The organism is Pseudomonas sp. S49, assembly GCF_009866785.1.
Taxonomy (GTDB): domain Bacteria; phylum Pseudomonadota; class Gammaproteobacteria; order Pseudomonadales; family Pseudomonadaceae; genus Aquipseudomonas.
This window is the reverse complement of sequence record NZ_CP019432.1, coordinates 4276500-4301514: the sequence shown is the minus strand read 5'-3', so window position 1 is coordinate 4301514 and position 25015 is coordinate 4276500. Positions and strand designations below refer to the sequence as shown.

General features: G+C 59.7%; 19 protein-coding genes. 13 read left to right on the top strand and 6 right to left on the bottom strand.

Annotated features, from left to right (window positions below; genetic code table 11):
* Positions 1-60: 60 nt before the first annotated feature.
* From PspS49_RS18890 to PspS49_RS18880, 3 genes are read right to left on the bottom strand one after another with little or no spacing between them, the layout of a single operon-like run.
* The gene (locus tag PspS49_RS18890; protein ID WP_116030161.1) at positions 61-1248 is read right to left on the bottom strand and encodes an EAL domain-containing response regulator; all 1188 of its coding nucleotides are present in this window, start codon (positions 1246-1248) and stop codon (positions 61-63) included.
* Entirely contained in the window at positions 1235-4048 is a 2814-nt protein-coding gene (locus tag PspS49_RS18885; RefSeq protein ID WP_116030160.1) for an ATP-binding protein, read from the bottom strand. The genes PspS49_RS18890 and PspS49_RS18885 overlap by 14 nt, the downstream gene beginning before the upstream one ends.
* Positions 4049-4103: 55 nt before the next feature.
* Complete coding sequence (locus tag PspS49_RS18880; RefSeq protein ID WP_150774795.1) at positions 4104-5072, bottom strand: fimbrial protein; 969 nt, start codon at positions 5070-5072, stop codon at positions 4104-4106.
* Between the two features lie 221 nt (positions 5073-5293).
* On the opposite strand from PspS49_RS18880, the gene PspS49_RS18875 reads away from it, so the two are divergent.
* The 4 genes from PspS49_RS18875 to PspS49_RS18860 all read left to right on the top strand — a co-directional run bounded on the left by PspS49_RS18875 (position 5294) and on the right by PspS49_RS18860 (position 10119).
* On the top strand, positions 5294-5776 hold the full coding sequence (locus PspS49_RS18875) for a MarR family transcriptional regulator (protein ID WP_077573642.1): 483 nt from the start codon (positions 5294-5296) through the stop codon (positions 5774-5776).
* Entirely contained in the window at positions 5766-7235 is a 1470-nt protein-coding gene (locus PspS49_RS18870; RefSeq protein ID WP_160040986.1) for an efflux transporter outer membrane subunit, read from the top strand. The genes PspS49_RS18875 and PspS49_RS18870 overlap by 11 nt, the downstream gene beginning before the upstream one ends.
* Before the next feature lie 15 nt (positions 7236-7250).
* Positions 7251-8453 (top strand): HlyD family efflux transporter periplasmic adaptor subunit, encoded by a 1203-nt coding sequence (locus PspS49_RS18865; RefSeq protein ID WP_008082123.1) that lies wholly within the window; start codon positions 7251-7253, stop codon positions 8451-8453.
* A 136-nt stretch (positions 8454-8589) separates the two neighbouring features.
* Positions 8590-10119: a DHA2 family efflux MFS transporter permease subunit gene (locus PspS49_RS18860; protein ID WP_127928968.1), complete on the top strand. Its 1530-nt coding sequence runs from the start codon at positions 8590-8592 to the stop codon at positions 10117-10119.
* Between the two features lie 180 nt (positions 10120-10299).
* Here the strand turns inward: PspS49_RS18860 and lpxH are convergent, their stop codons facing one another.
* Positions 10300-11046, bottom strand: a complete 747-nt coding sequence (gene lpxH, locus PspS49_RS18855) for a UDP-2,3-diacylglucosamine diphosphatase (RefSeq protein WP_034154735.1) — start codon at positions 11044-11046, stop codon at positions 10300-10302.
* Positions 11043-11549: a peptidylprolyl isomerase gene (locus PspS49_RS18850; RefSeq protein ID WP_095118204.1), complete on the bottom strand. Its 507-nt coding sequence runs from the start codon at positions 11547-11549 to the stop codon at positions 11043-11045. Before PspS49_RS18850 ends, lpxH begins: the two co-directional genes overlap by 4 nt.
* A 250-nt stretch (positions 11550-11799) precedes the next feature.
* Here PspS49_RS18850 and PspS49_RS18845 point away from each other — a divergent pair, with 250 nt between their 5' ends.
* The 3 genes from PspS49_RS18845 (at position 11800) to PspS49_RS18835 (ending at position 16439) form a co-directional block, all read left to right on the top strand.
* Positions 11800-13497 carry a glutamine--tRNA ligase/YqeY domain fusion protein gene (locus PspS49_RS18845; RefSeq protein ID WP_122600546.1) on the top strand — a complete coding sequence of 566 codons (1698 nt, stop codon included), beginning with the start codon at positions 11800-11802 and terminating at the stop codon, positions 13495-13497.
* Positions 13498-13512: 15 nt separating this feature from the next.
* Positions 13513-14895: a cysteine--tRNA ligase gene (gene cysS / locus PspS49_RS18840; RefSeq protein ID WP_160040984.1), complete on the top strand. Its 1383-nt coding sequence runs from the start codon at positions 13513-13515 to the stop codon at positions 14893-14895.
* A 326-nt stretch (positions 14896-15221) separates the two neighbouring features.
* A complete protein-coding gene (locus PspS49_RS18835; protein ID WP_127928964.1) occupies positions 15222-16439 on the top strand; it encodes an MFS transporter in 1218 nt (405 codons plus the stop codon).
* Positions 16440-16745: 306 nt separating this feature from the next.
* On the opposite strand, the gene PspS49_RS18830 is transcribed toward PspS49_RS18835, so the two are convergent.
* Positions 16746-18584: a sigma-54-dependent Fis family transcriptional regulator gene (locus tag PspS49_RS18830; protein ID WP_160040982.1), complete on the bottom strand. Its 1839-nt coding sequence runs from the start codon at positions 18582-18584 to the stop codon at positions 16746-16748.
* Positions 18585-18967: 383 nt separating this feature from the next.
* On the opposite strand from PspS49_RS18830, the gene PspS49_RS18825 reads away from it, so the two are divergent.
* Genes PspS49_RS18825 through PspS49_RS18800 form a run of 6 tightly spaced genes read left to right on the top strand, consistent with a single transcriptional unit; the run spans position 18968 to position 24917 of the window.
* The gene (locus PspS49_RS18825; protein ID WP_007912480.1) at positions 18968-20062 is read left to right on the top strand and encodes an ABC transporter ATP-binding protein; all 1095 of its coding nucleotides are present in this window, start codon (positions 18968-18970) and stop codon (positions 20060-20062) included.
* Positions 20062-21171: an ABC transporter ATP-binding protein gene (locus PspS49_RS18820; protein ID WP_160040980.1), complete on the top strand. Its 1110-nt coding sequence runs from the start codon at positions 20062-20064 to the stop codon at positions 21169-21171. Before PspS49_RS18825 ends, PspS49_RS18820 begins: the two co-directional genes overlap by 1 nt.
* Positions 21168-22034 (top strand): sugar ABC transporter permease, encoded by an 867-nt coding sequence (locus PspS49_RS18815; protein WP_007912484.1) that lies wholly within the window; start codon positions 21168-21170, stop codon positions 22032-22034. Before PspS49_RS18820 ends, PspS49_RS18815 begins: the two co-directional genes overlap by 4 nt.
* 9 nt (positions 22035-22043) lie before the next feature.
* Complete coding sequence (locus tag PspS49_RS18810; RefSeq protein ID WP_090284391.1) at positions 22044-22844, top strand: carbohydrate ABC transporter permease; 801 nt, start codon at positions 22044-22046, stop codon at positions 22842-22844.
* 10 nt (positions 22845-22854) lie between these two features.
* Positions 22855-23127: a DUF2160 domain-containing protein gene (locus PspS49_RS18805; protein WP_007912485.1), complete on the top strand. Its 273-nt coding sequence runs from the start codon at positions 22855-22857 to the stop codon at positions 23125-23127.
* 47 nt (positions 23128-23174) lie between these two features.
* A complete protein-coding gene (locus tag PspS49_RS18800; protein WP_064389298.1) occupies positions 23175-24917 on the top strand; it encodes an ABC transporter substrate-binding protein in 1743 nt (580 codons plus the stop codon).
* Positions 24918-25015: the final 98 nt, after the last annotated feature.

Here is a 25015-nt window from a genome sequence, read left to right as displayed (position 1 = left end):
ACGCGAGTGAACATGGATGGCCTCGATGGCAAGTGGTGATTGTCCACTGCATTGTGCCGGTCACCAGACATTCGCCGGGCCGTCGTGGCTGAGCAACTGCTGGAACTGCTCCGAAGACACTGCGTGGGAAATCAGGAAACCCTGAACCTGAGTGCAGTCGATCTTACGCAACAGAGCAAGTTCTTGCGCGGTTTCCACGCCTTCGGCCACCACCGTCAGGCCCAGTTGCCGACCCAGGGTGACGATGCTGGTCAGCGCTTGCGCCAGTTCGGCGTTGCTGTTGCAACCCTGGACCAGTGCACGGTCGATTTTCAGCTCGGTAAACGGCGCCGACACCAGGTTCATGTAGGCGCTGTAGCCTTTGCCGAAATCATCCTGAGACAAGCCGAAACCCTTGATCCGCAAGCGACAGGCTCCGGCGTAGAAATTGCTGATGTCGTCGGGCACCGAGCATTCCATCAGCTCGAAACAGATCCGCGCCGGCAGACCGTTGTGTTGCAGGACAAAGGCGAGGATGCGATCGGGCAGGTCGTGGCTGTTGAGCAAGTGCGTGGGCAGATTGATCGACACCGGAATGTCATAGCCTTGCTGGCGCCATATTGCCTGGGCGGCAATCGCCTGTTCCAGCATGCGCCAGAGCAGATGTTCTTCAAGGTCGTGGGCGATCAGCACCGGCAGAAATAACCCCGGTAACAACATGCCATGTTCGGGGTGCACCCAGCGCACCAGTGCTTCGGCGGCGACGATGCGGCCATTGTCCAGCGCCTTCTTGGGTTGAAACCAGGCTTGCAGCTCACCGTTGTCCAGCGCGCGCAAAATGCTCTGCCGATCAATACCGGTATGCGCGGCAACAGGCGCGTCCTGACGCAACGCCTGCAACTGCTCGATCAGGCAGTGCAATGCCGCGCTGTTGACCGGTTTGGAAATCAGCCCGATGACCTTCACCTGCAGATTGCTCGCCACCAGGCTCGCACCCATCAGCATGCGCCGCGAGGCGGCGCTCATGATCGCCAGTGCCGGGCGCGATTTCTGCATCGCGAGGCCCTGAATGAACTGCACGCCGTCCATGCCCGGCATCAACAGATCGGTAAGCACCAGATCGAATTCGCGATTTTGCAGGCGGTGCAGGGCTTCTTCGCCGTCCCGGGCAAATTCCAGATCGAACACGCCCAGCGCATTGAACAGGTTCTGCAAGTACAGATGCTGAAATGGGTGATCTTCGACAATCAGTAGGCTAGAGGACTTCATCGGCGACTCGTTGGTAGGGAGCCAGTGCGGTCGACAAGGCTCGCAACGTGAAAGGTTTGATCAGGCAGTGATTCATGCCGGCGGCCAGGCACAACGCCTCTTCACCGCGCAGGGCGTTGGCGGTGGCGCCGATGATCGGCGTGGTGCAGCCCAGGTGTCGCAGGGCCTTGGCCAGTTCGTAGCCGTTGAGATGTGGCATGTTCACGTCAGTCAGGACGACATCGAAGCTGTCGTCCTGCCAGAGTGACAAGGCTTCTTCGCCATCGCTGGCCAACGTCACCGTGCAGCCCAGTTCCTGCAATTGGTCACGCAGGATCAGTTGGTTGATCGCATTGTCTTCGGCGACGAGGATGTGCAGGTGTAACGCCGCCAGCACCTGGGTTTGAGCGGGGTGTTGATGCTCGATGACGGGACCGCCCTGCGCTTGGCACACCGCCTGGCGGATCGCGGCCAGATCGTTCAGGTTGACGAGCCAGCCGTCGCCTTTGCTCAGCGACTCCCACGCGCCATCGCCGCTCGCCAGAATACGTGGCCCTGCCCAGCGCAGTTCTCGGCGCTGTTCCATCGGCGCAGGCCACAACTCAAGCAACACGCCATCGTCGGCACCGTCGTGGCTGGCCGGTGCGCCGATATGCGGCAGAGCGCCCCAGCGGCGCAACCAGCCAGCGAGGCTTTCGGCCAGCTCGCGCACTGGCGACACCACGTAAACGGTATCGGCCGCGAGCTTCGCCTTGCCCTCAGGCTGCGCATTACCCGAGCGCTGCTCCAGCGGCAAGGTCAGGGAAAAACTGCTGCCCAGCCCCGGCTCGCTGACCATGCGCAGGGTGCCATCCATCAGATGGGTCAGGCGCAGGCAAATCGGCAGGCCCAGCCCGGTACCGGCAACCTCATGGCTGTTGCCTTGGGTCTGGTAGAACGGTTCGAAGATGAAGGCCTGATCCGCGTGGGCAATCCCGCGCCCGGTGTCCGAGACCTGCCATTGCACGCAAACGCGTTCGCCTTCGCGGGTCAGCACTTTGACCCGCAACACCACGCGCCCGGAATCGGTGAATTTGACCGCGTTACTCAACAGATTATTGAGGATCTGCCGTAAGCGACTGACATCGCCGATCAAGCTGTCGGGCAATTGCGGGTCAAAGCAGGCGTACAGCTGCAAGCCTTTGCTCTGTGCCGCCGCCGCGTATCCTTGAACGGCTTCTTGGGCGAGCGCCACGACGGAAAAATCACTCAGTTCCAGCGCCAATTGCCCGGCCTCGATTTTCGACACATCGAGCACGTCGCAGATCAATTGCAGCAGGGTCGCCGACGATCCTTCGATCGCTCGCAAGTAACCTTTCTGCTGAGCGTCGAGCCGGGTCCGAGCGAGCAACTCCAGAGTGCCGAGCACGCCATACAGCGGCGTGCGGATTTCGTGGCTCATGGTCGCCAGAAACAGGGTTTTCGCTTCGTTGGCGGCATCGGCCGACTGGCGCGCCTGCTCCAGCGCCGCTTCGATCTGTCGGCGTGCGCTGATGTCGCTGAAGGCGCAAAGCAACACGTCTTCGCCCTTGTAGCGGGTCGGCGCGCAGCTCAGGTACAGGTGGCGACCGTCGGCGGTCTCGAAGTAGTCGGTCAGGCATGGCGCGTTTTCCGCGAATGCAGCCCGGATCCAGCCGGGGCCGAGTTGTTCGCTGCAGGCGCCCAGCCATTGCTGCGCGAGGGTATTTTCCAGCACCACTTGAGCATCGCTGCGGCGTAATACGCAGAGCGCCACTGGCGCGGTCTGGATCACGTCGCGGCTGAACAGCTCACTTTCGACCAACGCTTGAATGCGTTGCAGGGTCGGCATGATGAAGCGATGTTCCAGACGCCGGATCAGCAGCCAGACCAAGCTGATACTGGCCACGCAGAAGGCCAGCGCGCCAAGCATCTGTGGCCACAACGCCCACAACACTGCGAGCAAGTCGATGGAATAGGTCAACTGCCAGTCCGACGATTTCAGCTGTTTGCGCAACACCAATTGCTCGGGCAGCCAGCCGTCTCCGACGAAGCCGAAGAAATCCTGTTGGCGCAACAGCGGCAGATCCTGCCCGGGCGGCGGCTTGTGGCTGTTGCTGAAGAGTGGCATGCCTTGCGAGTTGAACATGGTGAACTCGCCGGCGCTATGGTCGCTCAATGCGCTGGAGACTTCGCGGTCGTCCATTTCCAGACCGAGCCAGCCGGAATCGAGGTCGCGATCATCCAGACGAATAAAAATGTACAGCTGCGAGTGCCCTTGCGAATTGTGGGTCAGCCAGATTTCTTTGAGGGCGCTGGTGTTGTCACGCTTGAGGGTTTCCAGGCGATCAAGCATCGCACGCGGAAAATCGCCGGCCATGGGCGTCGTGTTGTACAGACGCCAGACCTGCACCTTGGCGCCGCTGCTGACGTAGAGCAGGTTCAGTTTGCGCGCCTGCAGGTAGTCGCGCATGCGCTGGGTCAGCCAGATGCTCCATTGCTTGCCCGGGGGTTGTCCGAGCAACAGTCGAATTTCCTCTTCGGACAGCGGCGCGCTTAACGCAGTCTGCCGAGTCGCCGACAAACTCAGGCTTTCCAGCAGCGCCTCGCGCGTAGTGAAAAACGTATGCGCCTCGGCAATGGCGCTGCTCATGTAGCTGCGCCGCTGGGAGATCTCATTGTTGAAGGTGAACAGCAGAAAGCTGTACACGCCACCGAGGATGCCCACCAGCAACACCCACGCAAAAATGCGCAACAAACGTCGCGCAGCATGGGGCGTGGACAGGACCGGGCTGATCTGGTGGAGGTAATTCTTCAATCGCATGCCGGCACAGTAGGGGTGGCCGGGGGCGGCGAAAATCAGACGATTCTTAAAGACTTCACAAGTAATTGACGATGAAAGTCACTTCGGTATTGGCGCTGCCCGCGCTGAGTTCTTCATTGCCCAGGCGGTAATAAGCGGCTGACAACGGGATCTTGAAGTTGAGCCCGGTGGTGTTGAAAGCATCGAACGGGTAGGTCGTGTCGAAAGCGATCGGCTGGCCCGCTTCATTCATCACTTGCAGGCCGATGCCTTTGGCGGTGGACCCGGCATTCAGTGCGACGATGCCCTTGGTCGCGTCGATCACTGGCGTGTTGGCCTTGAGCGAATAGGTGACTTTCTTGATGCCGGTCTGGCATTGGTTCAGGGCGATATCGAAGCGCACCGTGCGCGGCTTGGCGCCGGCTTCGCGAAATTCATGAAGTTGATAATCGTCGCCCATGGCCACCGGGACGGAAGGTGTCTCGCAGGAGGCGGCGTTCAGTACGATGGGGTTCATCAGGTTGAGTTTTTTCAGGATCAGATCATCGTCCTGCAGGCTGCCCAGATACCCCGCATCGATGTTGACTTTCGACGCCAGCTCGCCGGTCTTGACGATTTCCAGGCGCACCGAGTTTGCACCGAAGCCATAGCTGGTGTTGGGCGCGATGGCCTGCGGCGCTGATTGGTAGCGGTCTAGCGCGGCAAACCAGACCCGGTAGGAAAGCCCGCTTTTGCCTAACGGAAAAAGAGTTTCCGTACCGCTGGCGGTGCCTAACTTCGGATTCATCAGAATGCCGAACATGGACGTCTTTGAGCAGCTCCAGATGTGAGCGGTCGACTGCACGGTGTCCTGATAAACCACGGTGCCATTGGGTGTGTCGGCAGGAATGGTCAGGGTTGAACTGGCCAGGCTGGCGCCGAAGTTGAGCGTGTCGAGTTTTGAGTCGACTACCACACAACTGCCGGCCATCGCGTTCGAAGCGCAGGCAAACAGAGTGACTGCGATAGAGAGCAGGAGCGGGCGGTGGAGTTTGAAACGCTTCATTAGTAGGGCTTTACGTGTCGGCCGATGAGCGGCGTACGTTAGCCACGGCACTCGAGCCTGGACATCAGGCGATTCCTAGAATGCGGTCGCCCATGCAACACAAAAACCCACTCCACTGGTCAACTAACTACCAAGCCTCCTAACTATTGCGTTGACATTCGCTGCCTAGGCAGTAACATCTCGACATACATTCACTGCCTAGGCAGTTATTAGGTGAGCAAATGAAGCATTTCACCCCGGACGAATTCAAACACTGCCATCTCGGCCTGTTGCTTGGCCGTGCTGCGCTGCTCAAGGACCGGATCATCGACACCCACATGGAACCCCACGGCATCACCGCCGCGCAGTTCAAGGTGTTGATCATCATGGCCCAGTTCGGCGTCGATACCCCGGCCGAGCTGTGCCGGCATCTGTCGCTCGACAGCGGTTCGATGACGCGCATGCTCGATCGTCTGGAGCAGAAAGGCTTTCTGGCTCGCCAACGCAGCGAAGGCGATCGCCGTCAGGTGCAGTTGAAACTGACCGAGCAAGGCCAGCAACTGGCCGATCGCCTGCCGCACATCGGCGCCGACGCGATGAATGAACTGGCCGGCGCCGTCACTCCGGACGAGTTGAAGACCCTGGAATACATCCTCAAGAAAATCCTGCTGGCAGCCGGTGACCCGATCACCATCCAGCGTTTAGGTGAACACAATGAGCGGTAAAACCTTGCGCAGCAGCCTGACCCTGGTGCTGTCGGCGATGATCCTCGCTGGCTGCGCCAACTACAGCGGCCTCGACACTTCGGGCGCGAGCCTTGATGCAAAAAGCCTGGAAGTCGGCCAATCGCTCAACGGCGTGACCCTGTCGCCGGCCGCGTGGCCGAAGAGCGACTGGTGGACCAGCCTCGGCGACCCGCAACTCGACGGCCTGATCCGCGAAGCGCTGCACGACAGCCCGGACATGCAGATCGCCGAAGCGCGCGCCCATCAGGCCAGTGCGGCTGCGTATGCCGCCGACGCCGAGCGTTATCCGACCCTCGACGCCAGCGCCGGCATCAGCCGTTCGCGCCTGGCTCGCGATCAGGATCCGCTGGGGCAGGGCGGTGCTTATTCGACGGTGCGCAATGTCAGCGCCGGTTTCAATTACAACTTCGACCTGTGGGGCGGTCAGCGTGATGCCTGGGAAGCTGCACTCGGTCAGGCCCGCGCGGCTGAAGTCGACCGTCAGGCTGCACAGTTGACCCTCGCCGCCGACGTCGCTCGTGCCTACAGCGATCTCGGTCAGGCGCACATCGTTTATGACCTGGCGAACGAAGACCTCAAACGCACCAGACAAATGCTCGACCTGAGCCAGCGTCGCCTGAGCTCCGGGATCGACAGCCAGTACCAGTTCCAGCAAACGCAAAGCCTGGAAGCCAGTTCCGAAGCCAGCCTGATCGACGCGGAAAAACGCCTGAACAGCGCCAAGATCGCTTTGGCCGTGCTGCTCGGCAAAGGCCCGGATCGCGGCAACGAAATCGCCCGACCGAAAGTCCTGCAAGCCAGCGCTGTCGCCGTGCCGTCGGTATTGCCGGCGGAACTGCTCGGTCGTCGCCCGGATCTGGTTGCCGCCCGCTGGCGCGTAGAAGCGGCGAGCAAGGACATCGATTCGGCGAAAACCCGCTTCTATCCCAACTTGAACCTGTCGGCCTCGGCCGGCGCCGAGTCCTTGTTGGGTGACGCGATGTTCGGTTCGGCCAGTCGCTTCTTCAACATTGCCCCGACCATTTCGGTGCCGATCTTCGACGGTGGACGCCTGCGCGCAAACCTCGATGCGCGCGACGCCGATTACGACCTGGTGGTGGCGCAGTACAACAAAAGTCTGGTGAAAGCACTGGGCGATGTCAGCGACACGATCAACCAGTTGCGTGACATCGGCCGGCAGATCGGTGCGCAGCAACACGCCACCGACATCGCTCAGGATTCTTACAACACCGTCGTCCAGCGTTACGGTTCCGGCATCGGCAACTACCTGGACGTGCTCAGCATCGAGCAGCAATTGCTGCAGGCCCAGCGTCAACTGGCCACCCTCAATGCCGAGCAGATCGACCTGTCGATTCAACTGATGCAAGCGCTGGGCGGCGGCTTCCAGGGGCAAACCCTGACCGCAGCCAACGCCAGCCCAGCCACGCCGCACAACTAATTCAAGGTAATTGTCATGGCCACTGCCGAAAACACCCAAGCTCAAGGCAACACCCCGGACACCGGCAACCCGCGCAAGCGCAAAGTCATGCTGCTGGTGCTGGCCGTTGTGGTTGCACTCGCCTGCGCCGGCGTCTGGGCGTATCACGAATTCATCGGGCGCTTTAACGAAAGCACCGACGACGCCTACGTCAACGGTAACGTTGTCGAAATCACTCCGCTGGTGACCGGCACCGTGGTCAGCATTGGCGCTGACGATGGCGATCTGGTTCACGAAGGTCAGGTGCTGATCAACTTCGACCCGAACGACGCTGAAGTCGGCCTGCAAAGTGCGCAGGCGAAACTGGCGCGCACTGTGCGTCAGGTGCGCGGCTTGTACAGCAATGTTGATGGCATGAAAGCCCAGGTCAACGCGCAACAGGCCGAAGTACAGAAAGCCCAGGACAACTACAACCGCCGGAAAAACCTCGCGCAGGGCGGGGCGATTTCCCAGGAAGAACTGTCCCACGCTCGCGACGACCTGACCTCGGCGCAAAACGCCCTGGCCAACGCCAAACAGCAGTTGAAAACCACCAGCGCGCTGGTCGATGACACCGTGGTGTCGTCGCATCCGGATGTGATGTCCGCCGCCGCCGACCTGCGTCAGGCTTACCTGACCAATGCCCGCAGCACCTTGATCGCGCCGGTCACCGGTTACGTGGCCAAACGCACCGTGCAGCTCGGTCAGCGCGTGCAGCCGGGCACGGCGTTGATGGCAGTGATTCCGCTGGATCAGCTGTGGATCGACGCCAACTTCAAGGAAACCCAGTTGCGTGACATGCGCATCGGTCAGCCGGTCGACATCGAATCCGATATCTACGGCAGCGATGTGAAGTACAGCGGCACCGTCGACAGCCTCGGCGCCGGTACCGGCAGCGCGTTTGCTCTGCTGCCTGCGCAGAACGCTACCGGTAACTGGATCAAGATTGTGCAGCGTGTACCGGTGCGGATTCACATCAACGCCGAAGAACTGGCCAAGCACCCGCTGCGCGTCGGTCTGTCGACCAATGTTGAAGTGAACCTGCACGACCAGAGCGGTCCGGTGCTGGCGCAGCAGCCGCCGCAAAAAGCCTCGTTCAGCACCAACGTCTACGACCGTCAACTGGCCGAAGCCGACGCGATGATTGCGCAGCTGATCCACGACAACAGCGCTGCGGTCAGCAAAACCGCGCAACGCTGATCCCTCACCCTGTGGGAGCGAGCCTGCTCGCGAAAGCGGTGTGTCATTCAGCATTTATTTGTCTGAAAGGCCGCCTTCGCGAGCAGGCTCGCTCCCACAAAGGGCCCGGCGCTAATCAGGTTTCATAGGATTCACAATGAGCAATAACGCCTCTTTCACGCCGCCCAGCCTGTTGCTCAGCACCATCGGCCTGTCGCTGGCGACGTTCATGCAAGTGCTCGACACCACCATCGCCAACGTGGCGCTGCCGACGATTTCCGGCAACCTCGGGGTGAGCTCGGAGCAGGGCACCTGGGTGATCACTTCGTTCGCCGTGAGCAACGCCATTGCGCTGCCACTGACCGGTTGGCTTAGCCGTCGGTTCGGCGAGGTAAAGCTGTTTCTCTGGGCCACGATTCTGTTCGTGCTGGCCTCGTTTCTCTGCGGTATCTCGACGTCGATGCCGGAACTGATCGGCTTCCGCGTCCTGCAAGGTCTGGTTGCCGGGCCGTTGTACCCGATGACGCAAACCCTGTTGATCGCGGTCTATCCACCGGCGAGGCGAGGTATGGCCCTGGCGTTGCTGGCGATGGTCACGGTGGTCGCGCCGATTGCCGGGCCGATTCTCGGTGGCTGGATTACTGACAGCTACAGCTGGCCGTGGATCTTCTTCATCAACGTGCCGATCGGCATCTTTGCGGTGATGGTGGTGCGTTCGCAACTGGCCAAACGTCCGGTGGAAACCAGCCGTCAGCCGATGGATTACGTCGGTCTGATCACCCTGATCATCGGTGTCGGCGCGTTGCAGGTGATCCTCGACAAGGGCAATGATCTGGATTGGTTCGAGTCGAACTTCATCATCATCGGCGCGGCGATTTCGGTGATCGCGCTGGCGGTGTTCGTTATCTGGGAAATGACCGACCAGCATCCGGTGGTCAACCTGCGATTGTTTGCGCACCGTAACTTCCGCATCGGCACGTTGGTGTTGGTGCTGGGTTACGCCGGGTTCTTTGGCATCAACCTGATCCTGCCGCAGTGGTTGCAGACGCAAATGGGCTACACCGCGACCTGGGCCGGTCTGGCCGTGGCGCCGATCGGCATTCTGCCGGTGCTGCTGTCGCCGTTTGTCGGCAAGTACGCGAACAAGTTCGACCTGCGGTTACTGGCCGGGCTGGCGTTTCTGGCGATTGGTCTGAGTTGCTTCATGCGGGCCGGATTCACCAATGAGGTCGACTTCCAGCACATCGCGCTGGTGCAGTTGTTCATGGGCATTGGTGTGGCGCTGTTCTTTATGCCGACCTTGAGCATTCTGATGTCGGACTTGCCGCCGAGTCAGATTGCCGATGGTGCCGGGCTTGCGACTTTTCTGCGGACGTTGGGCGGTAGCTTTGCGGCATCGCTGACCACGTGGATCTGGATTCGTCGGGCGGATCAGCATCATGCGTATATGAGTGAAAGCATCAGTACCTTTGAACCGGCGACTCGCGAGACCTTGCATTCTTTGGGTGGGGCGAGCCAGTCGGCGTATGCGCAGATGGATCAGATTTTGACGAGCCAGGCGTACATGCTCTCTACCGTGGATTACTTCACGTTGCTGGGCTGGGGGTTTATGGGGTTGATTCTGATTGTGTGGCTGGCGAAGCCGCCGTTTGCTGCCAAGGCGGGGCCTGCGGCTTCAGGACATTAAGGTCAAAAGCCCCTCACCCTAACCCTCTCCCCGAGGGAGAGGGGACTGACCGAGTTGATTGTTCGAGGTACACCGACTTGCAATACCGAGCCGAACTCAGGTTTTGAAAAGCACAGAGATCGGCTCCCTTTCCCCCTCGCCCCCCTGGGGGAGAGGGCTGGGGTGAGGGGGTAGCGATCTTCAGCCGTGCGGCAAAGCCAGTGGCGGGGCGAAGTCGAACGGCGCCAAGGCATACCCGCTCTCATCCACCTGCAACGCCCAACCCTGCCGATCCCAATCCCCGAGCACAATGCGCTTCGCCGCTTGCTCACCGAGCTGCAGCTTATGGATCGCCGGGCGATGAGTGTGCCCGTGAATCAGGGTTTTCACCCCATATTCCTGCATGATCCGCGGAATCTCCTCCGGCGTGACATCGACAATGTCATTGGCCTTCATCCGCGTTTGTGCCTTGCTTTCGCTGCGCAGTTTGCGCGCCAGTTTATGGCGGCTGCTCAAAGGCAGATTGCGCAGGATAAACAGGGTGATCGGATTACGCAGGTAACGACGCAGCTTCATATAGCCGACGTCGCGGGTGCAGAGGCTGTCGCCGTGCATCAACAGCACCGGCTCGCCATAGAACTGCACGACACTCGGGTCCTTCAACAACGTACAGCCGGCCTGCTTGCAGAAGGCCTTGCCGAGCATGAAGTCGCGATTGCCGTGCATCAGAAAAATCGCCGTGCCGCTGTCGCTGAGTTCGCGCAGGGCCTGGCAGATGGAACGCTGGAAGGGCGTCATGGCGTCGTCGCCAATCCACGCTTCGAAGAAGTCGCCGAGAATGTACAACGCACTCGCCGAGCGGGCGCGTCCGGCGAGCAAATCCAGAAACGCCCGGGTAATGTCCGGGCGCTCCTCTTCCAGATGCAAGTCTGAAATCAGCAATATCACGCTTCGATGATCTCGGCTTTCTCGATGATCACGTCGTCTGCTGGTACGTCCTGGTGGCCGGCCTTGGAAGTGGTCGAAACACCTTTGATCTTGTCGACAACGTCGGTGCCGGCGGTCACTTTACCGAATACCGCGTAGCCCCAGCCCTGCACGTTCTTGCCGCTGTGGTTGAGGAAGGTGTTGTCGGCAACGTTGATGAAGAATTGCGCGGATGCCGAATGCGGCTCCATGGTGCGGGCCATGGCAACGGTGTATTTCTCGTTGGAAAGACCGTTGTCAGCTTCGTTCTGGATGCTTGGACGCTTGTCTTTCTTTTCTTTCATGCCTGGTTCGAAACCGCCGCCCTGGATCATGAAGTTACCGATGACGCGGTGGAAAACGGTGTTTTCGTAGTGACCGGCGTTGACGTATTCGATGAAGTTGGCGACGGTGATCGGCGCCTTTTCAGCGTTCAGTTCGATGACGATGTCGCCATGATTGGTGGTCAATTTAACTTGAGTCATGATCGCTACTCTTTATAAGGAATTCGTGGGTAATGGGACATTTCGGCCCGTTACCGGTTCAGCCCGTGGGCCAAGGTGCGCAGTTTAGCGTGACAGGCGCGAATTTCGAGGCTGTTTTTTGAAATCAGGTGCATTAAACGCACCTGATTTAAGGCCGTGCTCTGTCAGCCCCTTGACAGCATCGGCTATGATAGCGGCTTTGTTTTGTCTGGCCCCCTCTGCGGCCGCGCACATGTAAGTCAAGGATCCTATGAGCAAGCCCACTGTCGACCCTACCTCGAATGCCAAGTCCGGCCCTGCCGTGCCGGTCAATTTCCTGCGGCCGATCATCCAGGCAGACCTGGACTCGGGCAAGCACACCCAGATCGTTACCCGTTTCCCGCCTGAGCCTAACGGCTACCTGCACATCGGCCACGCCAAGTCGATCTGCGTGAACTTCGGCCTGGCCCAGGAGTTCGGCGGCGTCACGCACTTGCGTTTCGACGACACCAACCCGGCCAAGGAAGACCAGGAATACATCGACGCGATCGAAAGCGACGTCAAATGGTTGGGCTTCGAGTGGTCCGGCGAAGTGCGCTACGCCTCGCAGTATTTCGACCAGTTGCACGACTGGGCCGTCGAGCTGATCAAGGCCGGCAAAGCCTACGTCGACGACCTGACCCCGGAGCAGGCCAAGGAATACCGTGGCAGCCTGACCGAGCCGGGCAAGAACAGCCCGTTCCGCGACCGTTCGGTTGAAGAGAACCTCGACTGGTTCGCCCGCATGCGTGCCGGTGAGTTCGCGGACGGCGCCCGTGTGCTGCGCGCGAAGATCGACATGGCCTCGCCGAACATGAACCTGCGCGACCCGATCATGTATCGCATCCGTCACGCCCATCACCATCAGACCGGCGACAAGTGGTGCATCTACCCGAACTACGACTTCACCCACGGTCAGTCGGACGCCATCGAAGGCATCACCCACTCGATCTGCACCCTTGAGTTCGAAAGCCATCGTCCGCTGTATGAGTGGTTCCTCGACGCGTTGCCAGTGCCGGCGCACCCGCGTCAGTACGAGTTCAGCCGTCTGAACCTCAACTACACCATCACCAGCAAGCGCAAGCTCAAGCAACTGGTCGATGAAAAGCACGTCAACGGCTGGGACGATCCGCGCATGTCCACGCTGTCGGGCTTCCGCCGCCGTGGCTACACGCCGAAATCGATCCGCAATTTCTGCGAAATGATCGGCACCAACCGTTCCGACGGCGTGGTCGACTTCGGCATGCTCGAATTCAGCATCCGTGACGACCTCGACCAGACCGCACCGCGCGCCATGTGCGTACTGCGTCCGCTGAAAGTGGTCATCACCAACTACCCGGAAGGCCAGGTCGAGAACCTCGAACTGCCGCGCCACCCGAAAGAAGACATGGGCGTACGCGCGCTGCCATTCGCTCGGGAAATCTACATCGACCGTGACGACTTCATGGAAGAGCCGCCGAAGGGCTACAAGCGCCTGGAACCGGCCGGTGAAGTGCGTCTGCGCGGCAGCTACGTGATCCGTGCCGACGAAGCGATCAAGGACGCCGATGGCAACATCGTTGAACTGCGTTGCTCGTACGACCCGGAAACCCTCGGCAAGAACCCGGAAGGCCGCAAGGTCAAAGGCGTGATCCACTGGGTGCCGGCCGCGGCCAGCGTCGAGTGCGAAGTGCGTCTGTACGATCGTCTGTTCCGTTCGGCCAACCCTGAGAAGGCTGAAGACAGCGCGAGTTTCCTCGACAACATCAACCCTGATTCGCTGCAGGTACTCACCGGTTGTCGTGCTGAGCCATCGCTTGGCAATGCACAGCCGGAAGACCGTTTCCAGTTCGAGCGCGAAGGCTACTTCGTTGCCGATTTGAAGGACTCGAAACCAGGTCAGCCGGTATTCAACCGTACCGTGACCCTGCGTGATTCGTGGGGCCAGTGATTCAAGGGATTTAACGTGCTAACGATCTACAACACGCTCACCAAGAGCAAAGAAGTCTTCAAGCCGCTGGATGGCAACAAGGTGCGCATGTACGTCTGCGGGATGACCGTGTACGACTACTGCCACCTCGGCCACGGCCGCAGCATGGTCGCGTTCGACCTGGTGACCCGCTGGTTGCGGTTCAGCGGTTACGACCTGACCTACGTGCGCAACATCACCGACATCGACGACAAGATCATCAACCGCGCCAACGAGAACGGTGAATCGTTCGAAGCGTTGACCGAGCGCATGATCGCCGCGATGCACGAAGACGAAGCGCGCCTGAACATCAAGAAGCCGGACATGGAACCGCGCGCCACGGATCACATTCCGGGCATGCACGCGATGATCCAGACCTTGATCGACAAGGGTTACGCCTACGCCCCGGGCAATGGCGACGTGTACTACCGCGTCGCTAAATTCATGGGCTACGGCAAGCTGTCGCGCAAGAAAATCGAAGACCTGCGCATCGGCGCGCGCATCGAAGTCGACGAGTCGAAACAGGACCCGCTGGACTTCGTGCTGTGGAAAGCCGCCAAACCGGGCGAGCCAAGCTGGGAATCGCCATGGGGCGCCGGGCGTCCGGGCTGGCACATCGAATGCTCGGTGATGTCCACCTGCTGCCTCGGCGAGACCTTCGACATTCATGGCGGCGGCAGCGACCTCGAGTTCCCGCACCACGAAAACGAAATCGCCCAGAGCGAAGCGGCCACCGGCAAGACCTACGCCAACGCGTGGATGCATTGCGGCATGATTCGCATCAATGGCGAGAAGATGTCCAAGTCCTTGAACAACTTCTTCACCATTCGCGACGTGCTGGAAAAGTACCACCCGGAAGTCGTGCGTTACCTGCTGGTGTCGAGCCACTACCGCAGCGCGATCAACTACTCGGAAGACAACCTCAAGGACGCCAAAGGCGCACTGGAGCGTTTCTACCACGCGTTGAAAGGCCTGCCGAACGTCGCACCTGCTGGCGGCGAAGCCTTCGTCGAGCGTTTCACCACGGTGATGAACGACGACTTCGGTACCCCGGAAGCGTGCGCGGTGCTGTTTGAGATGGTGCGTGAGATCAACCGTCTGCGTGAGAGCGATCTTGATGCGGCGGCAGGTCTGGCGGCGCGTCTGAAAGAGCTGGCGAGTGTGTTGGGTGTGTTGCAGTTACAGGCGGATGACTTCCTGCAGGCGGGCGCTGAAGGGCGTGTCGATGCGGCAGAGGTTGATGCGCTGATTGCGGCGCGTCTGGCGGCACGTGCGGGTAAGGATTGGGCTGAGTCCGATCGTATCCGTGATCAGCTGACGGCGATGGGCGTTGTGTTGGAAGACGGTAAGGGTGGGACTACCTGGCGTTTGGCTGACTGATAGCTGTGTTTCGCTTCAAAACAAAACCCGCCTTGTGCGGTTTTTTGTTTGGACGCTGGAAAAGCCCCTCACCCTAGCCCTCTCCCAGAGGGAGAGGGGACTGAATGGGGGATGCTGGAGAGGTACGCCGACTTGAACGATGTTTGCCGAATCCATAATCAACTCGGTTTTTCAGGTCGATGCACAACGCCAGACACTTCGGTCAGCTCCCTCTCCCCCTGGGAGAGGGCTGGGGTGAGGGTTGCTTTTGACGTTCGCGTAGGTCTTGATGTCGGCAACGCGTTCAGCAGGATGCTGAGCGGCGACGAATATCGAATGGAGACACCATGGCTAATCACTATCGCGAGCTGCTGGCGACCCCCGGTGCCACCGGGCTAGTATTCGCGAGCTCTATCGCCCGCTTGCCGCAGGCAATGATCGGCATCGGCATCATCACCATGCTGGTCCAGCAAACCGGTGTGTACTGGCTGGCCGGCGCCGTCGCCGGGACGTTCACCCTGGCCAATGCGCTGCTCGGCCCGCACATCTCAAAACTGGTCGATCAACATGGCCAGAGCCGCGTGCTGCCCGTCGTCACGGCGTTCAGCATTGTCATGTTGCTGGCGCTGATCATCGCCGTCTACTTGCGCGCTCCAGCCGCATTGCTGTTTGTGCTGGCGGCACTGGCGGGAACGATGCCGAGCATGCCGTCGATGATTCGCGCGCGATGGACGCAGTTGTTCCGGGGTAAGCCTCAACTGCACACGGCTTTCTCGCTGGACACCGTCCTCACCGAAATGGCCTACATCGTCGGCCCGCCACTGGCGATCGGTTTGAGTGTGAGTTTTTTCGCTGAAGCCGGGCCACTGGTCGCGGTCGGATTGCTGGCCGTCGGGGTAACGGCGTTCCTCCTGCAACGCCAGACTGAACCTAAAGTTGTCGTGGGCCACGCCAGTCATGGCGGCTCAACCCTGCTGATTCCCGGTGTACGCACCATTGTGCTGGCGCTGTTGGCGATGGGTGTCATTGGCGGAGCAATCGATGTCGCCGTCGTCGCGTTCGCCAATGCGCAGGGCTGGCCAGCGTCGGCGACCTTTATCCTCGCCGCCTATGCGTTCGGTTCACTGGTGGCGGGTTTGACGTTCGGTGCAATGAGGGTTTCGCTGGCGATAGAAAAACAGTTCCTGATCGGGATCCTGGTCACGGCGTTGACCGGGGTGTTGCCGATTTTTGCAGCCGACGTGTATGTCCTGTCAGCGACGCTGTTCATCGCCGGGATCTCGTTTGCGCCAACGATGGTCATCGTAATGAAGCTGGGGACAATCATCATCCCGCCGTCGCGGATCACCGAAGGGCTGACGTGGATGACCACGGGGATCAGCATTGGCGTTGCGCTGGGCGGCATGTTGGCGGGGCTGGTCATTGATGCCTGGGGCGCGCGGGCGGGTTTTGGCGTGGCCATTGGCGCTGGGATCATGATGGTGGTTGTTGTGCTGGTCGGGTTGCGCACATTGGAGGCGGCTTCGGTTGCGCATGTTGAGCCGGAATTTTCGCCCTCACCCTAGCCCTCTCCCCCAGGAGAGGGGACTGATTGGGGGATGTTCACGAGATACAGCGACCTGAACGGGATGCTTTGAATCCATAATCGACTGGTTTTTTCAGGTCGATGTACAACGCCAGACACCTCGGTCGGCTCCCTCTCCCTCCAGGAGAGGGGACTGAATGGGGGATGTTCGAGAGATACGCCGACCTGAACGTGCTGCTTTGAATCCATAATCGACTGGTTTTTTCAGGTCGATGTACAACGTCAGACACCTCGGTCGGCTCCCTCTCCTTTGGGAGAGGGGTGGGGTGAGGGGAACGGGATTCACTCAACCTTCAATCTGCCGCAACCGCTTGTAGAGCGTATTGCGGCTAACACCCAAGCGTCGGGCCAAGTGCGAAATATTGCCCCCGGAAGCCTTCAGCTCCCGGTTCAACGCTTCAACATCATTCAGATCCAGCCCCAACGGCGCCGCGCTCTCAACCGGCTCCATCTCCAGATCAACAAAAAAATCATCCGGCAAATGCTCAGGCCTGACCGGTTGCTCCTCAGCCATCGCCAGCGCCACCTGCATCACGCTACTGACCTGACGCAAATTCCCCGGCCACGGATGACGACTGAACAGTTCCAGCACCTCCTGACTCAATCCCGCCCACTGCGTCGGCTCACGATGCTGCTCCCACAGTCGTTTAAACAACGCCTCCTTATCACTGCGCTCCCGCAGCGGCGGCAGTTCCAGGGTCAAACCACCAATGCGGTAATACAAATCCTCACGAAACCGCCCCAGTTGCACTTGTTCACGCAGCGAGCGGTTAGTCGCCGAGATAATCCGCAAATCCACCGCAAACAACTCGCTGCTGCCTACCGGTTGCACGCAACGCTCCTGCAAAACCCGCAACAACCGCGCCTGAGTCGGCAACGGCATGTCGCCGATTTCATCAAGAAAAAGCGTGCCTTTATCAGCCTTGCGAATCAGCCCGATACTGCCTTTCTGATTGGCACCAGTGAACGCGCCTTTCTCGTATCCGAACAATTCCGACTCGACCAGTTCGGCGGGGATCGCCGCGCAGTTGACGGCAATGAACGCCTGTTTGTTGCGCGAACTGGCCTGGTGCAGGGCTTTGACGAAGACTTCCTTGCCGACCCCGGTTTCGCCATGGATCAGCAACGGAATGTCTTTCTCCAGCAAACGCTCAGCCTGCCGCACGGCTTTTTCCACGCGAGCGTCGCCGAAGTGCAGGGTGTTGAGGCTGATGGCGGTGGGCGCGGCGGTTTTGGCTTCAACAGCAAAAACGCGCGGCTGAATCGACGCCTGCTTCGGCCGCTTCAACAAACACTGAAAACGGTTACGCCCGGACGTCTGCAAGGCAAACGGCAAGCCGTCCGGCTGATTGATCAACTCCAATAACGACACTTTGAACAGGCTCTCAACGCTGACCCGCGACAAACGCACGCCCAGCAGATTATCGGCACGGCGATTGGCCGACAGCACTTGTCCGCTCTCATCAAAGATCAACAACCCCGCCCACTGACTGTCGAGGTTGTTCAACCCGGTGTTGAAGGTCAGTTGAAAATGCTGGCCATGGAACAGATTGAGGATCAGCCGGTTCTCCACGGTCTGGCTCATCATCTTGACCATGCCCAGCGTGTGCGAGGGCGGCAGGTAGCTGTCGCTGGATACATCAAGCACCGCGATGACTTTGCGCTCGGCGTCGAAAATCGGCGCGGCGGAACCGGTCATGAAGCGGTTGGCTTTCAGAAAGTGTTCATCGTGTTCGATATGCACCGCTTGTTCACACGCCAGTGCGGTGCCGATCGCATTAGTGCCGCTGGTGCGTTCCACCCAACTTGCACCAGCCTGAAAACCCCGCGCCAGATTCGGCTCGATAAAGCGCTGCGTACCCCACGAGGTCAGCACCTGGCCTTGATTGTCGGCGAGCATGATCAGGCAGTTGGAGTTGCTGAGGATGTTTTCGTAATAAGGCAGGACTTCCTGGTGAGTGGTCTGCACCAGCGAGTGATGGCTGTCGAGCAACTGCGCGATGCCAGCGGCGGGCAGTTGATCGAAGGCGGGCGTGCTTTGGTGGTCGAGACCGAACGCGCGGCAACGTTGCCAGGAAGTCTGGACGATCGCGTCGTGGGACAGCGGCGGGGCAGGTGCGGCCATGGCAGTGGGCCTCTGATGCAGCGATTTTTATTGTTGTTATGAACCCGAATCGTGAACAAAACACAGATCCCCATGTGGGAGCGAGCCTGCTCGCGAAAGCGGTCTATCAGACAGAATTGCATCGACTGATACACCGCTTTCGCGAGCAGGCTCGCTCCCACAGGGGATCTCTATCGCATTCAAGATCGGGCAAAAAGCGCTTATAGAGTGTTGTTCACTATTGTTCATTGTCAATCGCCCGGTTGTTCAAATGTGTTCAGCAATGAACGCCTGTTCCCCACGCTTTCAACGATTTTCACGCCAAATCAACCACTTGCCATTTCTGGCACGAAACTCGCTCCCGTGCACAGGTCGCTTGACTCCAATAATAAAAAGGCCGAGCCATGTCACTCACCCTGGAGCACGTCAGCCGTACCGTCGAGGGCCAGACCTGGATCGACGATGCGTGCCTGAAATTCGAACCCGGTTCGTTCAACGTTTTGCTCGGCCGTACGCTGTCCGGCAAAACCAGCCTCATGCGTTTAATGGCCGGGCTCGATAAGCCTGACAGCGGGCGCATCCTGATGAACGGCGTCGACGTCACCCAGCGCCCGGTGCGCCTGCGCAACGTGTCGATGGTCTATCAGCAGTTCATCAATTACCCGACCATGACCGTGTTCGAGAACATCGCCTCGCCGTTGCGTCAGGCTGGTGTCTCGAAAGAAATCATCCATAGCAAAGTGCAAGAGACGGCGAAGATGCTGCGCATCGAAAAGTTTCTGCAACGCTATCCGCTGGAACTCTCCGGCGGCCAACAGCAGCGCACCGCCATGGCCCGCGCACTGGTCAAGGATGCCGAGCTGATTCTGTTCGATGAGCCGCTGGTCAACCTCGATTACAAACTGCGCGAAGAGCTGCGCCAGGAAATGCGCGAGCTGTTCAAGGCGCGCCACACCATCGCCATCTACGCCACCACCGAACCCAACGAAGCGCTGGCCTTGGGCGGCACCACGACCATTCTTCACGAAGGCCGGGTGATTCAGAGCGGCCCGTCGACCTCGGTGTATCACCAGCCGCAAACCGTGCTCGCCGCCGAATTGTTCTCCGAACCGCCGATCAACCTGATGCCCGGACGCATCGCCGGCAATGAAGTCAGCTTCGCCAACTTTGTGCACTTCCCGTTGAACGTCGATCTGCGCCCGGTGGGCGAGGGCGAGTTCCGTTTTGGCGTGCGCCCCAGCCACATCTCGCTGGTGCCAAGCAACGATGATGACCTCGAACTGGCAGTCACCGTCGAAGTCGCCGAGATCAGCGGTTCGGAAACCTTCCTGCACGTGCGCAACGAGCATTTCCTGCTGGTGCTGCACTTGCCCGGCGTTCACGAATACGACGTCGATGCGCCGATCCGCATTTACATCCCGACCCACAAACTGTTCGTTTTCGATGCGCAGGGCCGTCTGGTGCAAGCACCGGGCCGGCGTGTCGCGAGGGTTGCCTGATGGCCGAAATCCGTTTGCAGCACCTCGCCCACAGCTACAGCAAAACCCCGAGCAGCGCCGAGGATTACGCGATCCGCGAGATGGATCACGTCTGGGAGCAGGGCGGTGCTTACGCCTTGCTCGGGCCGTCGGGTTGCGGCAAATCAACTTTGCTCAACATCATCTCCGGCCTGCTCAGCCCTTCGCAGGGCCACGTGTTGTTCGACGGCAAAGCGGTCAACGACCTGACGCCGGAGAAGCGCAACATCGCCCAGGTTTTCCAGTTTCCGGTGGTCTACGACACCATGACCGTGTTCGACAACCTGGCTTTCCCTCTGCGCAATCAGGGCATGGCCGAGGCGAAAGTGCACAGCAAGGTGCAGGAAATTGCCGAAGTGCTCGACCTGCAAAACCTGCTGAGCAAAAAGGCGCGCAACCTCACCGCCGACGAAAAACAGAAAGTCTCGATGGGCCGTGGCCTAGTGCGTGACGACGTTTCCGCAATCCTGTTCGACGAGCCGCTGACGGTGATCGACCCGCACCTGAAGTGGAAACTGCGGCGCAAGCTCAAGCAGATTCACGAGCAGTTCAACATCACCATGGTCTACGTCACCCACGATCAACTCGAGGCCTCGACCTTCGCCGACAAGATCGCGGTGATGTACGGCGGCCAGATCGTCCAGTTCGGCACGCCACGGGAACTGTTCGAGCGGCCGAGCCATACCTTTGTCGGCTATTTCATCGGCAGCCCCGGGATGAACCTGATCGACGTGCAGCCACAGCCCGGTGGCGTCGGTTTCGCCTCGACGCACCTGCCGTTGTCCGACGCCATGCAGCGCCATATCGAACACGGCCAGTGGAAAAATCTGAAGGTCGGCATCCGCCCGGAGTTTATTCATGTCTGGGACGAGCCGTTTGATGACGCGATGCAGGCCAGGGTCGTACACGTCGAAGACCTCGGCACCTACAAAATCATGACCCTCGACCTCGACGGCGCACCGCTGAAAGTGCGCCTAGCCGAAGACAAACCGGTTCCCCAAGGCACGGCGTACATCAGTTTTCCGGCGCAGTGGCTGATGGTCTATGCCGATGAGTTTCTGCTCGAAGCCGATGAAGAGGTGCAGCCATGAACAAGGTGCAGAACAACAAGGCCTGGTGGCTGGTGTTGCCGGTGTTCCTGCTGGTGGCGTTCAGTGCGGTGATCCCGATGATGACCGTGGTCAACTATTCGGTGCAGGACATCTTCGACCAGTCCAGCCGCTACTTCGTCGGCGCTGACTGGTACAAACAAGTGCTGCTCGATCCGCGTCTGCACGACTCGTTGCTGCGTCAGTTCATCTACTCGGCGTGCGTGTTGTTGATTGAAATCCCGCTGGGTATTGCCGTTGCGCTGACCATGCCGACCAAGGGCCGCTGGTCGTCGGTGGTGCTGATCATTCTGGCGATTCCGCTGCTGATTCCGTGGAACGTGGTCGGTACGATCTGGCAGATTTTCGGCCGCGCCGACATTGGTTTGCTGGGGTCGAGCCTCAACGCCATGGGCATCAGCTACAACTACGCGGCCAACACCATGGACGCCTGGGTGACGGTGCTGGTGATGGACGTCTGGCACTGGACTTCATTGGTGGCGCTGCTGTGTTTCTCCGGATTGCGCGCAATTCCCGACGTGTATTACCAGGCCGCGCGCATCGATCGCGCCTCGGCCTGGGCGGTGTTCAGGCACATTCAGTTGCCCAAGCTGAAGAGCGTGCTGCTGATCGCGGTGATGCTGCGCTTCATGGACAGTTTCATGATCTACACCGAGCCGTTCGTGCTCACCGGCGGCGGGCCGGGCAATGCCACGACCTTCCTGAGTCAGACGTTGACCCAGATGGCCGTAGGGCAATTCGACCTCGGTCCGGCAGCGGCGTTTTCGCTGGTGTACTTCCTGATCATCCTGTTGGTGTCCTGGCTGTTCTACACCGCCATGACGCACTCCGACGCCAACCGCTGAGGCCCGGCCATGAGCAAAAGAAAGCTTATTCCGTTGCTGGTGTACATCCTGTTCCTGTTGGTGCCGATCTACTGGCTGCTGAACATGTCCTTCAAGAGCAACACCGAAATCCTCGGTGGCCTGACGCTTTTCCCACAGGCCTTCACGCTGGCGAACTACAAGGTGATCTTCACCGATCCGAGCTGGTACACCGGTTATCTGAACTCGCTCTATTACGTGAGTTTGAACACGGTGATTTCCCTCAGCGTGGCGTTGCCGGCGGCCTATGCGTTTTCCCGCTATCGTTTTCTCGGCGACAAGCACCTGTTCTTCTGGCTGCTGACCAACCGCATGGCGCCGCCGGCGGTGTTTCTGCTGCCGTTCTTCCAGTTGTATTCGTCGATTGGCCTGTTCGACACGCATATCGCCGTGGCGTTGGCGCATTGCCTGTTTAACGTGCCATTGGCGGTGTGGATTCTGGAGGGCTTCATGTCCGGCGTGCCGAAAGAAATCGACGAAACCGCCTACATCGACGGCTACAGTTTCCCCAAGTTCTTCGTGAAGATTTTCATCCCGCTGATTGGCTCGGGCATCGGCGTCACGGCGTTTTTCTGCTTTATGTTTTCCTGGGTCGAACTGCTGCTCGCGCGGACGTTGACCTCGGTAAACGCCAAGCCGATTGCAGCGGTGATGACGCGCACGGTTTCTGCATCGGGTATCGACTGGGGTGTGCTGGCGGCGGCGGGGGTGTTGACCATTCTGCCGGGCATGCTGGTGATCTGGTTTGTTCGCAACCACGTGGCCAAGGGCTTTGCCCTCGGTCGGGTCTGAGGAGCTGATGATGGAATGGATGAGCTGGACCACGCCTACCGCAGCATTCTTCATCGTCATCGGCCTGATTCTGGTCGGCATGACCACGTGGGAATTGCGTTCGCCGAGCATCCTGCGGCGAGGTTTTCTGCCGATTGCCACCACCCGTGGTGATCGTTTGTTTATCGGTCTTCTCGGCAGCGCCTACCTGCATTTGCTGGTGATCGGCGCCACCGACTGGAGCATCTGGGTGGCGTCCGCGTTGTCCCTGGTGTGGCTGTTGGCTGTGATGCGTTGGGGCTAGTCGAGTCGTTCGGCAACGCGGCTCCACAACTTAAACAGGAGGTCTCTATGTTCGACAAAAACAATAAGCTGCGACATAGCATTTCATTGGCAGCCATGCTGGCACTCAGCGGTTTGAGCGCATCCGCCTGGGCCGATGCCTACGAGGACGCGGCGAAAAAATGGATCGGCAGTGAATTCAAACCGTCGACCCTGACGGCCGAGCAGCAACTCGAAGAACTGAAGTGGTTCATCAAGGCGGCCGAGCCGTTTCGCGGCATGGACATCAAGGTCGTTTCCGAGACCCTGACCACCCACGAATACGAGTCGAAAGTGCTGGCCAAGGCCTTCAGCGAAATCACCGGGATCAAACTCACCCACGACCTGCTGCAAGAAGGCGACGTGGTCGAGAAAATGCAGACGGTGATGCAGTCCGACAAGAACATCTATGACGGCTGGGTCAACGACTCGGACCTGATCGGTACGCACTTTCGCTACGGCAAGACCGAATCGATCACCGACCTGATGGCCAACGAGGGCAAGAACTTCACCTCGCCAACCCTCGATATCAAGGACTTCATCGGCATCTCGTTCACCACCGCGCCGGACGGCAAGATCTATCAATTGCCCGACCAGCAATTCGCCAACCTCTACTGGTTCCGCGCCGACTGGTTCGAGCGCGCCGATCTGAAAGCCAAGTTCAAGGAAAAGTACGGCTACGAATTGGGCGTGCCGGTGAACTGGTCAGCCTATGAAGACATCGCCAAATTCTTCAGCGAAGACGTCAAGGAAATCGACGGCAAACGCGTTTACGGGCACATGGATTACGGCAAGAAAGACCCGTCGCTGGGCTGGCGCTTCACCGATGCCTGGTTCTCCATGGCCGGTGGCGGTGACAAGGGCATCCCGAATGGTTTGCCGGTGGACGAGTGGGGGATTCGCGTCGAGGATTGCCACCCGGTCGGCTCCAGCGTGACCCGTGGCGGCGACACCAACGGTCCCGCCGCCGTGTTCGCCACCACCAAGTATGTCGACTGGTTGAAGAAGTACGCGCCACCGGAAGCGGCGGGCATGACCTTCTCCGAGTCCGGGCCGGTGCCGTCGCAGGGCAACATTGCTCAGCAGATCTTCTGGTACACCGCGTTCACCGCCGACATGACCAAACCGGGCCTGCCGGTGGTCAACGCCGACGGCACGCCGAAATGGCGCATGGCGCCGTCGCCGCGCGGGCCGTATTGGGAGGAGGGCATGAAGCTCGGTTATCAGGACGTGGGTTCGTGGACGTTCATGAAATCCACGCCTGAAAAGCAGAAACTCGCGGCTTGGCTGTACGCGCAGTTTGTGACCTCGAAAACCGTGTCGCTGAAGAAAACCATCGTCGGCCTGACGCCGATTCGCGAGTCGGACATCAACTCGCAGGCGATGACCGATCTGGCGCCGAAACTCGGTGGTCTGGTCGAGTTCTACCGCAGCCCGGCCCGCGTGCAATGGACCCCGACCGGGACCAACGTGCCGGACTACCCGCGTCTGGCGCAACTGTGGTGGAGCCACATCGCCGAAGCAGCGAGCGGCGAGAAGACCCCGCAACAGGCGCTGGATGGTTTGGCCAAGGATCAGGACGCGATCATGACGCGCCTCGAACGCTCCAAAGCCCAGGCCGTTTGCGCACCGAAGATGAATCCGGAGCGCGACGCGCAGTACTGGTTCGATCAACCGGGCGCACCGAAACCTAAACTGGCCAACGAGAAGCCGAAGGGCGAGACCGTGAGCTATAACGAACTGCTGAAATCCTGGGCGGATGCGCGTAAGTAACAGCTGAAATGTGAAAGGCGAACGGCACCGGAAGGTGCCGTTTTTTTTGGCGTCTGATCTACCGCAATCGCGAGCAGGCTCACTCCTACAGGGGATTG

Excerpts from the sequence above, each read along its gene's own strand:
- PspS49_RS18890 (WP_116030161.1), bottom strand. The coding sequence starts at position 1,248 with ATGAAGTCCTCTAGCCTACTGATTGTCGAAGATCACCCATTTCAGCAT.
- PspS49_RS18885 (WP_116030160.1), bottom strand. The coding sequence starts at position 4,048 with ATGCGATTGAAGAATTACCTCCACCAGATCAGCCCGGTCCTGTCCACG.
- PspS49_RS18880 (WP_150774795.1), bottom strand. The coding sequence starts at position 5,072 with ATGAAGCGTTTCAAACTCCACCGCCCGCTCCTGCTCTCTATCGCAGTC.
- PspS49_RS18875 (WP_077573642.1), top strand. The coding sequence starts at position 5,294 with ATGAAGCATTTCACCCCGGACGAATTCAAACACTGCCATCTCGGCCTG.
- PspS49_RS18870 (WP_160040986.1), top strand. The coding sequence starts at position 5,766 with ATGAGCGGTAAAACCTTGCGCAGCAGCCTGACCCTGGTGCTGTCGGCG.
- PspS49_RS18865 (WP_008082123.1), top strand. The coding sequence starts at position 7,251 with ATGGCCACTGCCGAAAACACCCAAGCTCAAGGCAACACCCCGGACACC.
- PspS49_RS18860 (WP_127928968.1), top strand. The coding sequence starts at position 8,590 with ATGAGCAATAACGCCTCTTTCACGCCGCCCAGCCTGTTGCTCAGCACC.
- PspS49_RS18850 (WP_095118204.1), bottom strand. The coding sequence starts at position 11,549 with ATGACTCAAGTTAAATTGACCACCAATCATGGCGACATCGTCATCGAA.
- PspS49_RS18845 (WP_122600546.1), top strand. The coding sequence starts at position 11,800 with ATGAGCAAGCCCACTGTCGACCCTACCTCGAATGCCAAGTCCGGCCCT.
- PspS49_RS18835 (WP_127928964.1), top strand. The coding sequence starts at position 15,222 with ATGGCTAATCACTATCGCGAGCTGCTGGCGACCCCCGGTGCCACCGGG.
- PspS49_RS18830 (WP_160040982.1), bottom strand. The coding sequence starts at position 18,584 with ATGGCCGCACCTGCCCCGCCGCTGTCCCACGACGCGATCGTCCAGACT.
- PspS49_RS18825 (WP_007912480.1), top strand. The coding sequence starts at position 18,968 with ATGTCACTCACCCTGGAGCACGTCAGCCGTACCGTCGAGGGCCAGACC.
- PspS49_RS18820 (WP_160040980.1), top strand. The coding sequence starts at position 20,062 with ATGGCCGAAATCCGTTTGCAGCACCTCGCCCACAGCTACAGCAAAACC.
- PspS49_RS18815 (WP_007912484.1), top strand. The coding sequence starts at position 21,168 with ATGAACAAGGTGCAGAACAACAAGGCCTGGTGGCTGGTGTTGCCGGTG.
- PspS49_RS18810 (WP_090284391.1), top strand. The coding sequence starts at position 22,044 with ATGAGCAAAAGAAAGCTTATTCCGTTGCTGGTGTACATCCTGTTCCTG.
- PspS49_RS18805 (WP_007912485.1), top strand. The coding sequence starts at position 22,855 with ATGGAATGGATGAGCTGGACCACGCCTACCGCAGCATTCTTCATCGTC.
- PspS49_RS18800 (WP_064389298.1), top strand. The coding sequence starts at position 23,175 with ATGTTCGACAAAAACAATAAGCTGCGACATAGCATTTCATTGGCAGCC.